The 14,803-nt window shown below is 72.1% G+C and carries 10 protein-coding genes; 9 read left to right on the top strand and 1 reads right to left on the bottom strand.

All coding sequences use genetic code 11. From position 1 onward, the window contains the following. The first annotated feature begins 90 nt into the window (after positions 1-90). From DW297_RS14985 to treZ, 4 genes are read left to right on the top strand one after another with little or no spacing between them, the layout of a single operon-like run. Entirely contained in the window at positions 91-378 is a 288-nt protein-coding gene (locus tag DW297_RS14985) for a hypothetical protein (RefSeq protein WP_136033824.1), read from the top strand. Then, positions 375-2,552, top strand: coding sequence for a glycogen debranching protein GlgX (gene glgX / locus DW297_RS14980; RefSeq protein ID WP_136033822.1), 2,178 nt, complete (start codon positions 375-377; stop codon positions 2,550-2,552). Before DW297_RS14985 ends, glgX begins: the two co-directional genes overlap by 4 nt. Further along, a complete protein-coding gene (gene treY / locus DW297_RS14975) occupies positions 2,549-4,897 on the top strand; it encodes a malto-oligosyltrehalose synthase (protein ID WP_136033820.1) in 2,349 nt (782 codons plus the stop codon). Before glgX ends, treY begins: the two co-directional genes overlap by 4 nt. A gap of 16 nt (positions 4,898-4,913) precedes the next feature. Next, complete coding sequence (gene treZ / locus DW297_RS14970) at positions 4,914-6,662, top strand: malto-oligosyltrehalose trehalohydrolase (RefSeq protein WP_168442880.1); 1,749 nt, start codon at positions 4,914-4,916, stop codon at positions 6,660-6,662. 22 nt (positions 6,663-6,684) lie between these two features. Here the strand turns inward: treZ and DW297_RS14965 are convergent, their stop codons facing one another. Continuing rightward, positions 6,685-8,112 carry a CCA tRNA nucleotidyltransferase gene (locus DW297_RS14965; RefSeq protein ID WP_136033815.1) on the bottom strand — a complete coding sequence of 476 codons (1,428 nt, stop codon included), beginning with the start codon at positions 8,110-8,112 and terminating at the stop codon, positions 6,685-6,687. Positions 8,113-8,243: 131 nt separating this feature from the next. Here DW297_RS14965 and DW297_RS14960 point away from each other — a divergent pair, with 131 nt between their 5' ends. The 5 genes from DW297_RS14960 to DW297_RS14940 all read left to right on the top strand — a co-directional run bounded on the left by DW297_RS14960 (position 8,244) and on the right by DW297_RS14940 (position 14,775). Then, positions 8,244-10,817: a purple acid phosphatase family protein gene (locus DW297_RS14960; RefSeq protein WP_136033814.1), complete on the top strand. Its 2,574-nt coding sequence runs from the start codon at positions 8,244-8,246 to the stop codon at positions 10,815-10,817. A gap of 107 nt (positions 10,818-10,924) precedes the next feature. Next, positions 10,925-11,950 (top strand): Lrp/AsnC family transcriptional regulator, encoded by a 1,026-nt coding sequence (locus tag DW297_RS14955; protein WP_136033800.1) that lies wholly within the window; start codon positions 10,925-10,927, stop codon positions 11,948-11,950. A 115-nt stretch (positions 11,951-12,065) separates the two neighbouring features. Then, on the top strand, positions 12,066-13,556 hold the full coding sequence (locus DW297_RS14950; RefSeq protein ID WP_136033798.1) for an aldehyde dehydrogenase family protein: 1,491 nt from the start codon (positions 12,066-12,068) through the stop codon (positions 13,554-13,556). Beyond that, the gene (locus tag DW297_RS14945) at positions 13,553-14,311 is read left to right on the top strand and encodes a gamma-glutamyl-gamma-aminobutyrate hydrolase family protein (protein WP_168442876.1); all 759 of its coding nucleotides are present in this window, start codon (positions 13,553-13,555) and stop codon (positions 14,309-14,311) included. Before DW297_RS14950 ends, DW297_RS14945 begins: the two co-directional genes overlap by 4 nt. Further along, positions 14,308-14,775, top strand: coding sequence for a DUF3830 family protein (locus tag DW297_RS14940; protein ID WP_136033794.1), 468 nt, complete (start codon positions 14,308-14,310; stop codon positions 14,773-14,775). The genes DW297_RS14945 and DW297_RS14940 overlap by 4 nt, the downstream gene beginning before the upstream one ends. Positions 14,776-14,803: the final 28 nt, after the last annotated feature.

Genomic DNA, 14,803 nt, shown 5'->3' with positions numbered 1-14,803 from the left:
TACCCCCTCCCGGCCGCCCTGGCAATGGCGTTCTCCGAATCCGTCCCGCTTCCTATCGTGAGGTCACACCCACGAGTCAGGAGAGACGCCATGAACGTCGAGACCCCCATCCCCACTGGCTCCCCGCAGCGCACGCAGACGCCTCCGTCCGCCGGTGCCGCTGAGCAGTCCTGCGAGCGGATCGACTTCGACAGATATGTCGTCGACCCCGCCTCGCCCGTGGGTTACATTGACGTCGTGCCGCCCCTCTACGTCTGCTACCTCGGTCACCCCTATGCGCGCGCCGTCGAGGTCGCGCAGGTCTACGAGTTCGACCACGCCGTCGGCATCGTGAGCGCCATGGCCGCCGGTTCGCGCCACCACGCCCTCGCCGGATGAGCCGCGAGATCTGGCCGGGCGAGGCCTACCCGCTGGGCGCGACGTTCGACGGACAGGGCACCAACTTCGCCCTCTTCAGCGAGGGCGCGGAGAGCGTGGAGCTCTGCCTGTTCGACGACGACGGCACCGAGACCCGGGTGCCACTCACCGAGGTCGACGCGTACGTCTGGCACGGCTACCTGCCCACCGTGCAGCCGGGGCAGCTGTACGGGTATCGCGTGCACGGCCCGCACGACCCCGCGCAGGGCCGGCGCTTCAACCCGAACAAGCTGCTGCTCGACCCCTACGCCAAGGCCGTCGCCGGCGACATCGACTGGGGGCAGTCGCTGTTCGGCTACGACTTCGGCGACCCCGACTCCCGCAACGACGACGACTCCGCCGCCGCGATGGTCAAGGGCGTCGTGATCAACCCGTTCTTCGAGTGGGCGGGCGACCGTCGCCTTAAGACCCCGTACGCCGAGACCGTGATCTACGAGGCGCACGTGAAGGGCCTCACCCAGCGTCACCCCGAGATCCCGGAGGAGCTGCGCGGCACCTACGCCGGCATCGCCCACCCCGCCGTCGTCGAGCACCTGCAGCGCCTCGGCGTCACCGCGCTGGAGCTCATGCCCGTGCACCAGTTCGTCAACGACTCGGTGCTGCAGGACAAGGGTCTGTCGAACTACTGGGGCTACAACACCCTCGGGTTCTTCGCCCCGCACAACGCCTATTCGGCGACCGGTCAGCACGGCCAGCAGGTGCAGGAATTCCGCGCCATGGTGCGCACCCTGCACGAGGCCGGCATCGAGGTCATCCTCGACGTGGTCTACAACCACACCGCCGAGGGCAACCACCTCGGGCCCACCCTCTCGATGCGCGGGATCGACAACGAGGCGTACTACCGCCTGGAAGAGGACCGCCGCTACTACACCGACTACACCGGCACCGGGAATAGCCTCAACGCCGGCAACCCGCACGCCCTGCAGCTGCTCATGGACTCGCTGCGCTACTGGGTCACGGAGATGCACGTCGACGGGTTCCGCTTCGACCTCGCCTCCACGCTCGCCCGCGAGTTCTACGACGTCGACCGCCTCGCCGCGTTCTTCGAGCTCGTGCAGCAGGATCCGGTGGTGTCGCAGGTCAAGCTGATCGCCGAGCCGTGGGACGTGGGGCCCGGCGGCTATCAGGTGGGCAACTTCCCGCCGCAGTGGTCGGAGTGGAACGGCAAGTACCGCGACACCGTGCGCGACTTCTGGCGCGGCGAACCGCAGGCGCTGGGCGAGTTCGCGGCCCGCCTCACCGGCTCGGCCGACCTGTACGAGCACTCCGGACGGCGGCCGGTCGCGTCGATCAACTTCGTCACCGCGCACGACGGCTTCACGCTGCGCGACCTCGTGTCGTACAACGACAAGCACAACGCGGACAACGGCGAGGACAACAACGACGGCGAATCGCACAACCGCTCCGACAACAACGGCGTCGAGGGCCCGACCGACGACGTCGAGGTGAACCGGCGGCGAGCGCGCCAGCAGCGCAACTTCCTCGCCACGCTGCTGCTGTCGCAGGGCGTGCCGATGATCTCGCACGGCGACGAGCTGGGGCGCACGCAGCACGGCAACAACAACGGCTACGCGCAGGACAACGAGCTCACCTGGATCGACTGGGACGCCGCCGACCTGCCGCTCGTGGAGTTCACCGCCGCGGTCGCACGACTCCGGCGCGAGCACCCGACCTTCCGCCGCAGCCGCTTCTTCGACGGGCGACCGGCGAGCGCGGACGACGGCGAGCGGATCCCGGATGTCGTCTGGCTGCGGCCCGATGGCGGCCCGATGGCACCGGAGGACTGGGACTCGGGCTTCGGACGCTCGGTGGGGATGTTCCTCAACGGCCGCGGCATCCGCGAGAACGACCGCCGCGGCCGCCCGGTGGAGGACGTGAACTTCCTGGTGTACTTCAACAGCGGAGACGAACCCGTCGAGCTGGTGCTGCCCGACGAACGCCACGGCCGCGAGTGGTCGGTGGCCGTCGACACCGCCGGCGACATCGACGACACCCGTCCGCTCGATGCCCGCGCCGCGATCCCGCTGGAGGGCAAGGCCATGATCGTGCTGCGCGAGATCGACGGCGAACCCCTCGCGACCGACGACTCCGTGGACGCCTCGCTCCGCTCGCAGAGCGAGCAGGCCGACGCATGACCCGACGGCCACTGTCGACGTACCGCCTGCAGATCAGCCGGGACCTCCCGCTCGACGCGGCGGCCGAGCTCGCGCCGTACCTCGCCGACCTCGGGGCCTCGTGGGTGTACGTCTCGCCGCTGCTCGCGGCCGTGCACGGCTCCACCCACGGGTACGACGTGGTCGACCACACCCGCGTGGACGCGGACCGCGGCGGCGAGGCCGGTCTCGAGCGCTTCGCCGCGGCCGCGCACGACGCGGGGCTGGGCGTGCTGGTCGACATCGTGCCCAACCACGTGGGCGTCGCGGTGCCGCGACAGAACCCGTGGTGGTGGGAGGTGCTGCGGCTCGGGCGGCAGACCAGGCGCGCGGCGGCCTTCGACATCGACTGGGCGGCCGGCGGCGGACGGATCCTGCTGCCGCTGCTCGGCTCCGCGCCCGACGAGGCCCGCGCGAACGGCGAGCTCGTGGTCGACGCGACCCCGGCCGCCGACGCCCCCGACGGCGTGCTGCGCTACTTCGAGCACGAGCTGCCCCTCGCCCCCGGCACCGCCGCGCTCGCGGACGACCTGCCGCGACTGCTCGCCGCCCAGCACTACGAGCTGCGGTACTGGGAGGACCAGAACACCGACCTCACCTACCGGCGCTTCTTCGCGGTGTCCGAGCTCGCCGGGGTGCGCGTGGAGCTGCCGGACGTGTTCGCCGACTCGCACCGCGAGATCCTGCGCTGGCTGCGCGAGGGCCTCGCGGACGGGCTCCGCGTCGACCACCCGGACGGCCTGGTCGACCCGGGCGGCTACCTGGAGCAGCTGGCCGACGCGACCGGTCGCGCGTACACCCTCGTGGAGAAGATCCTGGAGCCGGGCGAGGCGCTGCCGGCCTGGTGGCGCACGGACGGCACCACGGGATACGACGCGCTGGCCGAGCTGGACCGGCTGTTCGTCAACCGCGACGGCGTGGCCGCACTCGACCGCCTGGACGCACGACTGCGCTCCGAGACGGGGCTTCCGCCCGCACTGGCATGGCCCGACCTGATCCACGACACGAAGCGGATGATCGCGGACACCCTGCTGGTCGCGGAGGTGCGGCGCCTGGTGCGCACCCTGCCGCGCGGCATCGTGCACGCCGACGACGCCCTCGCCGAGCTGGTCGCGTGCTTCCCGGTGTATCGCGCCTATCTGCCCGAGGGCAGCGAGCACCTGCGCGCGGCGTTCGCGGAGGCCCGGCGGCGGCGCCCCGACCTCGACGCGGCGTTCACCGAGCTCGAACCCCTGCTGAGGGACACGTCGCTGGAGGTCGCGCAGCGCTTCCCCCAGGTGACCGGCGCTGTCATGGCGAAGGGCGTGGAGGACACCGCGTTCTACCGGTACACGCGACTGGGCACACTCACGGAGGTCGGGGCCGACCCGTCGATCCCCGCGGTCACGGTCGAGGAGTTCCACGAGGCGCAGCGGGCCCGGCTCGCCGCCTGGCCGTACTCGATGACCACGCTCTCCACGCACGACACCAAGCGCTCGGAAGACGTCCGGGCGCGGCTCGCGGTGCTGTCCGAGGTCCCGGAGCGATGGGCCGAGGTGCTGGAGGAGCTGCGCGCCGTGGCGACCACGGGCCACGGTCCGCTCGACGCCCTGCTGTGGCAGGCCGCGGTCGGCGCGTGGCCGATCCCGTCCGAGCGTCTGCTGGCGTACGCCACCAAGGCCGCGCGCGAGGCGGCGGAGCGCACCACCTGGCAGCGCCCCGACGCCGCGTTCGAGGAGGGTCTCGCGGCCGTCGCCCAGGCCGTCGAGGGCGACGCCGCCCCGATCCTCGACCGCTTCGTCGCGGAGATCGCGGGCCACGGCCGCTCGAACTCGCTCGCCGCCAAGCTGCTGCAGCTCACCGGCCCCGGCGTGCCCGACGTGTATCAGGGCTCCGAGCTGTGGGACCTGTCGCTGGTCGACCCCGACAACCGTCGTCCGGTCGACTTCGCGCTGCGGGCGCGGATGCTGAGGGAGCTGGATGCCGAGGTCGCCCGCGGCATCCTCCCGCCGATCGACGACTCCGGCGCCGCGAAGCTCCTGGTCACCTCCCGGGCGCTGCGCCTGCGCCGCGACAACCCGGAGCTGTTCCGCTTCTACCGCCCGGCCGTGGTCGAGGGGGCGGCCGCCGAGCATGCCGTCGCGGTGCACCGCGGCGGGGCGACCGCGATCGCGACGCGGTTGCCCGTGGGCCTCGCGCGGCGCGGCGGCTGGGGCGACACCGTGATGATGCGGCCGGACATCCCCGGGACCGACCTGCTGACCGGGCGCCGCATCGCCCCGGGGCCCGTGCGGCTGGCCGAGCTGCTGGACACGTATCCCGTGGCGCTGATCGAGCTCGCGCGGTGAGGGGGACACGGTCGTGATGGAGGTGTGGGCTCCGCGGGCACGGCGGATGCGGCTGCGGCGGCTCGCGGCCGAGGGCACCGCGACCGACACGGAGCTCACGGCTGCGGCCGACGGCTGGTGGCGGGGCGACGGCATCCTGGCGGACGGCGAGCGCTACGGCTTCCTGATCGACGACGACGAGCACCTGCGCCCCGACCCCCGGTCGCGGCGGCAGCCGGACGGCGTGCACGAGGCCTCGGCCGCGTTCGACCCCGCCGCGTTCGCGTGGACCGACAGCGACTGGACCGGAAGGCAGCTCGCGGGCGGGCTGATCTACGAGCTGCACCTGGGCACGTTCACACCCGAAGGCACGCTCGACGCGGCGGTCGCCCGGCTGGACCATCTGGTCGAGCTCGGCGTGACCCACGTCGAGCTGCTGCCCGTGAACGCCGTCAACGGGCGGTGGAACTGGGGCTACGACGGCGTGCTCTGGTTCGCGGTGCACGAGGAGTACGGCGGCCCGGCGGCGTATCAGCGCTTCGTGGACGCCGCGCACGCCCGGGGCCTCGCCGTGGTGCAGGACGTCGTGTACAACCACCTCGGGCCGAGCGGCAACTACCTGCCCCTGTTCGGTCCGTACCTGCGCGACGCCGACAGCACCACGTGGGGCGACTCGGTCGACCTCGACGAGCCGGCCGTGCGGGCGTACATCATCGACAACGCCCTGATGTGGCTGCGCGACTTCCACGTCGACGGCCTGCGGCTCGACGCCGTGCACGCCCTGCACGACACCCGGCCCGTGCATCTGCTGCGCGAGCTGTCGGAGCGGGTCGACGCGCTGTCGGCGCAGCAGAACCGTCCGCTCACGCTGATCGCCGAGTCCGACCTCAACGACCCGACGCTGATCCTGCCGCGCGAGGCCGGAGGGTACGGGCTCACGGCGCAGTGGTCGGACGACTGGCACCACGCGGTGCACGTCGCGCTCACCGGCGAGACCACGGGCTACTACGAGGACTTCGCATCGCCGGAGGCCGTGGCGAAGGTCACCGACCGGGGCTTCTTCCACGACGGCACGTTCTCCACGTTCCGCGACCGCCCGCACGGAGCGCCGATCCCGCCCGAGGTCCCGTCGTGGCGGCTGGTGACCTTCGCGCAGGATCACGACCAGGTCGGGAACAGGGCGGCGGGCGACCGGCTCTCCGCCACGCTTTCGCCTGATCGCCTCGCGGTCGCCGCGGTGCTCACGCTCACGGCCCCCGGCACGCCCATGCTGTTCATGGGCGAGGAGTGGGGGGCGACCACGCCCTGGCAGTTCTTCACCTCGCACCCGGAGCCGGAGCTGGGCCGCGCGGTCGCGGAGGGCCGCACGGCCGAGTTCGCGCGCATGGGGTGGGATCCGGCGGCGGTGCCCGACCCGCAGGACCCCGACACCTTCGCCCGCTCGCACCTGGACTGGGCAGAGGTCGAGCGACCGGAGCACGCGCGACTGCTGCGCCTGTACCGCGACCTCGCGCGACTGCGCCGGGAGCGGCCGGAGCTGACGGAGCCCGACACGACGCACGCGAGGGTCGAGGTGCGCGCCACCGACGGCCGCCCGGAGCATCGCGTGTACCGCATCGACCGGGGGGCGCTGTCGGTGCTGGTGAACCTCTCCCCCGCCCGGGCGGTCTTCGCGGTCGCGGACGAGGCGGTGGAGCTCGTGTCGACCGGAGCCCACACGCGCGCGGACGGCCTGCTCACGCTGCCGCCGGACAGCGCCGCGGTCGTGGGTCCGCCGTTGCACTGAGCCCCGCACGGGGAGGGGGTGGTCAGCCGCGGGCGGCCCACCATTCGCGCAGGCGCTGCTCGGCGACCTCCGGCCCGAGCACGCCCTCGTCGAGGCGCAGGTCGAGCAGGAACTTGTACGCCTCGCCCACCTCGCGGCCCGGGCGGATGCCCAGCACCTCCTGGATGCGGTTGCCGTCGAGCTCCGGGCGGATCGCGTCGAGCTCCTCCTGCTCGCGCAGCGCCGAGATGCGCGACTCGATGTCGTCGTAGGCCGCGGAGAGCCGGGCGGCCTTGCGCTTGTTGCGCGTGGTCACGTCGGCCCTGGTGAGGATGTGGAGGCGCTCCAGCAGGTCGCCCGCGTCGCGCACGTACCGGCGCACGGCCGCGTCCGTCCAGGTGCCCTCCGCGTAGCCGAAGAACCGCAGGTGCAGCTCGATCAGGGCGACGACGGCGTCGGTCGTGGCGGTGTCGAAGCGCAGGGCCTGCAGGCGCTTGCGGGCCATGCGCGCGCCGACCACGTCGTGGTGGTGGAAGGTCACGGCCCCGCCCGGTTCGAGCTTGCGGGTGCGCGGCTTGCCGATGTCGTGCAGGAGGGCGGCGATGCGCAGCGGCACGTCGGGCGCGGCGCCGGGGTGCCGGGTGTGCTCCAGCGCGATCGCCTGGCGCAGCACCGTGAGCGAGTGCTCGTACACGTCCTTGTGGTGGTGGTGCTCGTCGACCTCGAGGCGCAGCTCGCTGACCTCGGGCAGGAACTCCTCGATAAGGCCGGTGTCGACCAGCACGCGGATGCCGCGCACGGGGTCGTCGGTCTGCATCAGCCGCACGAGCTCGGACTGGATGCGCTCGGGGCTGACGATCGCCAGGGTCTCGCGGAGCTCGGTGATCGCGGCGGCGGTGTCGTCGTCGACGCGGAAGCCGAGCTGGGCGCTGAAGCGGGCGGCCCGCAGCATGCGCAACGGGTCGTCGCCGAACGACACCCGCGGGTCGGCGGGCGTGCGGAGGACCCCGGCCACCAGATCCTCCACGCCTCCGGTCGGGTCGATCAGCTTCACCGCCGGCACCTGGAGGGCCATCGCGTTCACGGTGAAGTCGCGCCGCACGAGGTCGCCGTCGATCGTGTCGCCGAACTCGACCGTGGGCTTGCGGGTGACCCCGTCGTAGCTGTCGGCGCGGTACGTCGTGATCTCGACCTGCTCGCCCCGCACGCGCGCGCCGATCGTTCCGAACGCGCGACCGATGTCCCAGTGCGCCGAGGCCACGGGCTTCACGATCGCGAGGATCTGGTCGGGCGAGGCGTTCGTGGTGAAGTCGAGGTCGTGCGTCTCCCGGCCGAGCAGGGCGTCGCGCACCGGTCCGCCCACGACGGCGAGCTCGAACCCGGCCTCGGCGAACGCCTGCGCGAGGGTGCGGACGACGGGATTCTCGGCGAGCGCGCCGAGACGGGCGAGGCCGTCGGCCATGTTGAGCATGGGTTCCAGCGTACCGGGGCGCCCGCGTTCACCTCCCCGTCGTCTCGGCGTCAGGTGACGGTCATCCGGCTTCGATGGGCTGGACGGGCCCCGTGCGGCTGAGCACGGAACCCCACCCACGAAGGACTGACATGACCTCCCCCACCCCTGCGGTGCGGTGGCGGCGTCGCGGACTCACGTCCGTCGCGCTGCTCGCCGTGCTCGGCGGCGCCGTCGTCGCTCCCGCGGCCCTCGCCGCACCCGACCCCGAGGTGCCCACCGGCTCGCTCATCACCGGCGACACCGCCTGGCACTATCTCGACGACGGCACCGACCCGTCGCCCGCCCCTGCCGCCCTGCGCGACTGGACCCTGCCCGCCTTCGACGACAGCGCCTGGAAGACCGCTCCGGGCAGCTTCGGCGCGAAGAACGGCAAGCTCGGCGCTGTCGGGCCGCAGACGCCGAAGACGCTCCTGAACCACTACCTCGACGGGGTGAAGGCGCCCGCCGTCCCGACGTACTTCTTCCGCACCACGTTCGAGCTCGAGGCCGGCGTCGCCGAGCAGGTCGCAGCCCTGCAGAGCACCGTCACCTACGACGACGCGCTCGTCGTGTGGATCAACGGCACGGAGGTCGCGCGCTACGTCGACGGCCGCATCACCGACACCACCAACGTCGAGTACGCGGGCGACTCCAACGGCGACCCGCTCACCAGCACGTTCAGCGCCGAGGGCGCACTGCTGCACGACGGCACCAACACCATCGCGGTGTCGCTGTTCCAGGACCGCGCCACCAGCTCCGACATCTACTTCGACATGTCGTCGCTCACGCTCGTGCCCGCGTCCGACCCCGGCACCCCGGTGATCGCCCCGCCCACGCGCGTGATCCTCACCCCGACCGAGCGGCCCGAGGTGTCGCAGTCGTTCTCGTGGCTCGCGGGCGACGCCTCGCACACGGTCGGACAGGTCGAGATCGGCGCGGCGGCCGGCGGTGAGACGCGCGTCGTCGACGCGTACGACGCGGGGGTCGTGAACGGCAACCCGAACAAGCACTTCTCGGCCACCGTGACCGGACTCACCCCGGCGACGGAGTACCGCTACCGCGTGGGTCTCCCCGGCAGCTGGAGCGACTGGTTCACCTTCCGCACGGCCGACCCGAACGCCACCGACTTCCAGTTCCTGTACTACGGCGACGCCCAGATCGGTCTGGACACCACGTGGCCGAGCGTCGTGAAGCAGGCCGAGGCGAACGCACCGCGCTCCATCGGCTCCGTGCACGCGGGCGACCTGATCAACACGTCGAGCAACGAGAACGAGTGGCTCAACTGGTTCAAGGGCATGGAGGACTCGGCCGTCCGCACCAACGTGATGGCGGCCCCCGGCAACCACGAGTACTCCGGCGACAAGCTGCTCACGGCGTGGAAGGCCGCCTTCGAGTACCCGCACAACAACCCCTCGATGAGCTCGATCGGCGCCCTGGCCGACCTCGCGAAGGGCGACTCCCCCGTGGCGCAGCAGTACCGCGCGTTCTTCGAGCACTGGAGCGCGTTCGCCGCGGAGACCGCGTACTACACCGACTACCAGGGCGTGCGCTTCATCACGCTGAACGCGACGCGCGACACGACCTTCCTCACCCCGGCCGGCCTCCCGTCGTGCTCGGGCGCGGACTGCCCGTCGTCGCAGATCGGCACGCTGTGGACGCGGTTCCAGGCGGCGTGGCTCGACCTGCTGCTGCAGAACAGCCCGTCGAAGTGGAACGTCGTGACCTTCCACCAGCCGGTGTTCTCGGCGTCGGCCGGCCGTGACGAGCCGGTGCTGCGTGCCGAGTGGCTGCCCGTGTTCCAGCGCAACGACATCGACCTGGTGCTGATGGGCCACGACCACACGTACGCCCGCGGCTACGTGAACACCGACGCGACCGACACCCCCGGCCTCACCACGGGCCCCGTGTACGTGGTATCGAACTCGGGCGCGAAGCACTACGACCTGGAGACCCCGGAGAAGAACGTCTGGACCAACAACGGCGCCACCCAGGTGCTGCGCGGCGAGGGCGTGACCACGTACCAGGTGATCGACGTGTCGAAGAACCAGCTCGTGTACCGGTCGTACCTGGCGGAGAAGACGGCGTCCGCGTCGACCGACCTGCCCGTGGGAGCCGTGTACGACACGTTCACGGTGACCAAGTCCGACGCAGGCGAGAAGTGGGTGACCGAGGCCGGGGTCACTCCCCCGGTGACCGAGGAGCCGGAGCCCGAGCAGCCCGCGTCCGTCGAGCTGGGCGCGACCACGGTCGCGGCCGGCGGCACGGTCACGGTCTCGGGCAGCGGCTTCGCGGCGGGTGCCGAGCTGCAGCTGGAGCTCCGCAGCGACCCGGTGTCGCTGGGCACGGTGACGGCCGCGGCCGACGGGTCGTTCTCCCGCACCGTCACGATCCCCGCGGCCACCCCGGCCGGTGCGCACACGCTCGCCGTGATCCTGCCGGACGGCACCGAGGTCACGGCCGCGCTCACCGTGACCGCGGCCGCGGGCGGCGGGGCGACCACTCCGGGCCAGGGCGGCTCGGGCGGCGCGAGCGACGGCGATCTCGCGACGACCGGTGCCGACAGCGTGCCGTACATCGTCGCCGCGGTCGTGCTGCTCGCCGCGGGCCTCGGCCTGTTCGCGCTGCGCCGCCGTCGTGCGCTGGCGACGGAGGCCTCGACGGTGGAGTCCGCCGAGGCGGAGTAGCCGCCCGCGTGACCGAGGGCGCCGCCGGGGCTTCGGCTCCGGCGGCACCTTCGCTCGTCGTGGTCCTGGGATAACCTTCACGTGCCCGAACCCGCGAAGGAGAACCCGTGCCCGCGAACGATGTGATGGCCGACGAGACCGACCGGATCGTGGCCGCGGCCCTGCAGGTGAACGGGCGGGCGTCGTGGGGTGAGATCGCGCGCGCCATCGACCTGCCGGAGCGCACGGTCGCCCGCCGTGGACAGCGTCTGCTCGACCGCGGCCTCGTACGGGTCTCCACCTACGTCGACCCGGCGAGGGTGCTGCACGCCCGGGCCGTGCTGTTCCGCATCACGACCGAGCCGCACGCGCTGTGGCACGTCGCCCGCACGCTCGCGCGGCGCACCGACGCCTCCTCGGTGTCGGTCCTGGAGGGCAGCAGCGACATCGCGGGCATGCTGCTCCCCCACGACGACGCGTCGATCCGCGAGCTGCTGTTCACCGATTTCCCGGAGGTCGACGGCATCGCGTCGATCAACGTCACCACGGTGCTGAAGTTCTTCCGCTCGGGGCACGACTGGCGGGTGGGCGTGCTGACCGACGAGCAGGTGCGCATGCTCAACGAGTCGTCGGGCTCGGAGGTCGATCCGGCCGATGCGCTGAGCGCCGACGAGGAGGCGCTGATCCGGCTGCTGCTGAAGGACGGGCGGATGCCGGTGGCGCAGCTCGCCCGCGCCCTGGGCCTCAACGTGACCACGACCCGGCGCCGCATGGAGTCGCTGAACCGGCGCGGCCTGATGCATCCGCGCACCGAGATCGTGCCGAGCCTGTTTGGGCTGGGCCTGGAGGCGCTCGTGTGGCTGCGCGTGCCGATGGACCGGCTGGAGAAGGTGGGCACGGCTCTGGCCGCGGCTCCGGAGGTGAAGTTCATCGTGGCGACGACGGGCACCTCGCAGCTGCTCATGAACGTGCTGGTGACCGATGCCGACGCGTTCTACGACTTCCTCACGGGACCGGCGGTCGCGGGACACGACGGGCTCGAGGTCGTGGAGTCGCTCGTCGTGATCACCCCGGTGCTTCGCGGCTCGCTGATCGTCGACGAGGCACCCGAGGCGCTGGCGCAGGACATGCCGACGGGAGCCATCCGGCTATAGGCCGATTCTGTTACGGGAGTGTAAAGAAATGGCGAGATCGTTCGCTATAGCTTGACCTAGTGGCGAAATAGGGCGAGTATCCTCTCCAGGGCCATCACCCCTGGAGAGGACGATCGTGTTCACGGCTACTGGAGACGACTGGGCGGACCGCGCGGCGACGCTCACCCTGCGCACCCGCATGTTCATCGACGGCGCGTGGGAGGACGGCACCGCCGAGCCGCTCGCCCCGGTCAGCCCGCGTGACGGTCGCGCCCTGCCGCCCATCGCCGCCGCCTCGGACGCCGACGTCGACCGCGCCGTCCGCTCGGCCCGCGCCGCGTTCGACTCCGGCGTCTGGTCGCGCATCGCCCCCCGCGAGCGCGGGCAGCGCCTGATCGCGTTCGCGCAGCTCATCCACGACAACGCCGAAGAGCTCGCCCTCACCATCTCGCTGGAGATGGGCAAGCCCGTGCGCGAGGCCCTGCAGACCGAGCTGCGCGCCGTGGTGAACTGCTTCCGCTGGTACGGCGAGGCCGTCGACAAGGTGCTCGACGAGCTGCCCGTCACCGCGCCGGGCAGCCTCGCCCTCGTCACCCGCGAACCCGCCGGTGTGGTCGCCGCCGTCGTACCGTGGAACTTCCCGCTCACGATGACCGCGTGGAAGCTCGCCCCCGCGCTCGCGGTCGGCAACAGCGTGGTGCTCAAGCCCGCCGAGCACACCACCTTCTCCGCACTCCGCCTCGCCGAGCTCGCGCACGAGGCGGGCATCCCCGCCGGCGTGCTCAACGTCACCCCCGGTGCCGGGCACATCGCCGGCCGGGCCCTCGGCGAGCACCACGACGTCGACGTCGTCACCTTCACCGGCTCCCCCGAAGTCGGCCGCCGGTTCCTCGGCTACGCCGCCGCCTCCAACGGCAAGCGGGTGTGGCCCGAGCTGGGCGGCAAGACCGCGAGCCTCGTGCTCCCCGACGCCGACCTGGAGCGCGCCGTGCGGGCGACCGCCGACGGCTGCTTCTACAACCAGGGCCAGATGTGCACGGCCTCGTCGCGGCTGCTCGTGCCGCGGGCGCAGCGTGACCGCGCCCTGGAGATCGCCGCCGACGTGGCCCGCACCACGCTCCCGGCCGACCCGTTCGACGTGGGCACCTCGATGGGCGCGATCGTCAGCGAGAAGCAGCTCTCCGGCATCGCCGGCTTCGTGGAGCGGGCACAGGCCGAGGGCGGCGAGCTGGCGGCCGGCAGCCCCGAGCGCTTCGCCGCGGTCGACGGCGGCAGCTACTTCGCCCCCGTCGTGCTCGGGGTCACCCCGCAGCACGAGGTCGCACAGCGCGAGGTGTTCGGCCCGGTGCTCTCGGTCATCGCGTACGACGACGTGGAGGAGGCCCTGGCCATCGCCAACGGCACCGAGTACGGGCTCGCCGCCGCGCTGTGGAGCACCGACCTCAACGCCGTGCACACCCTCTCGCGGCGCCTGCGCGCCGGGGTCGTGTGGGTCAACTGCTTCGAGGAGGGCGACATGACCATCCCGTTCGGGGGCGTCAAGGGCTCCGGCTTCGGGCGCGACAAGAGCCTGCACGCGATGGAGAAGTTCACCGACCTCAAGACCACCTGGATCGAGCTGTCGTGACCCGCCCGCTCATCGGCATCACCACGTGGCGCCGCCTCATCGACACCGACCTCGGCACGGGTCGCCCGGCCCACACGCTCGGTGCCGAGTACGCCGCGCCGGTCGAGGCGGCCGGCGGCGCCGTCGTCCTGCTGCCGCCCACCGGCGGGGTGGACGAGGTGCTCGACCGACTCGACGGGCTGGTGCTCTCCGGCGGGGAAGACGTGCACCCCTCCCGCTACGGCGCGGCCCCGCAGGACGGCAAGACATACGACTCCGCCCGCGACGGCTACGAGATCGCCCTGGCCCTCGGCGCCCGCGACCGCGGCCTCCCCGTGCTCGCGATCTGCCGCGGCCTGCAGGTGAGCACCGTCGCCTTCGGCGGCTCGCTGATCGTCGACATCCCCGCCACCGAGCATCACCATCCCGTGCGCGGCGCCGACGAGCAGCTCTCGGCACGGCACCCCGTCGTGTTCGCCGAGGACAGCCGCCTCGCCGCCCTGTACGGCACGACCGAGCGGATCGTGAACACCATCCACCACCAGTCCGTCGATCGGTCCGCGCCCGGCCTGCGGCCCGTGGCCTGGGCGCCCGACGGCATCGTCGAGGCCGTCGAGACCGACGGCGAGTGGCCCTTCTGGGCGGTGCAGTGGCACCCCGAGAAGATGATCGACCCCGATGAGGCCGCCGGGGAGCGCCCGCTGTTCGCGGCGTTCGTCGAGGCCGCCCGTGAACGAGCGGCGGAATCCTCCGCCGCGAAGAAAGGAACCCGATGACCAAGCAGATCTTCCTCGAGTACGAGAACGGCGTCCGCGCCGTCGCCACGCTGTTCGAGGACCTCGCCCCCCGCACGTGCGAGGCGATGTGGGGCGCGCTGGAGAAGCCGGTCACCATGCAGACCATGCACGCGATGTACGCCGGGCCCGAGGTCATGATGGGACTGCCCGAGGAGGCGCAGAACTTCGACCCGGAGGCCGTGCCCGCCGAGAACCAGCAGGTCGTGCCCGCACCCGGTGATCTGCAGTGGTACTGGCAGCGCCCGATGCAGATGGGCGGGCTGCCGTTCGAGTGGTATGAGATCGGCGTCTTCTACGATCGTGGTGCCCGTATTCTCGGCCCGCTCGGATGGACACCCGTCAACATCTGGGCCGGCATCACCGAAGGACTCGCGGAGTTCGCTCAGGAGAGCGCCGCGATCCGCATCGACGGAGCGAAGCAGCTCACCCTCGGACGCCTCTAGGCGTCACCCCTCCCCCCGTGCTGGACCC

Origin of the sequence: Microbacterium sp. PF5, assembly GCF_004794315.1 — a bacterium.
GTDB classification, from domain to species: Bacteria; Actinomycetota; Actinomycetes; order Actinomycetales; family Microbacteriaceae; genus Microbacterium; species Microbacterium sufflavum.
Note: the sequence above shows the minus strand (reverse complement) of the source record. Positions and strands in the feature narration are given on the sequence as shown.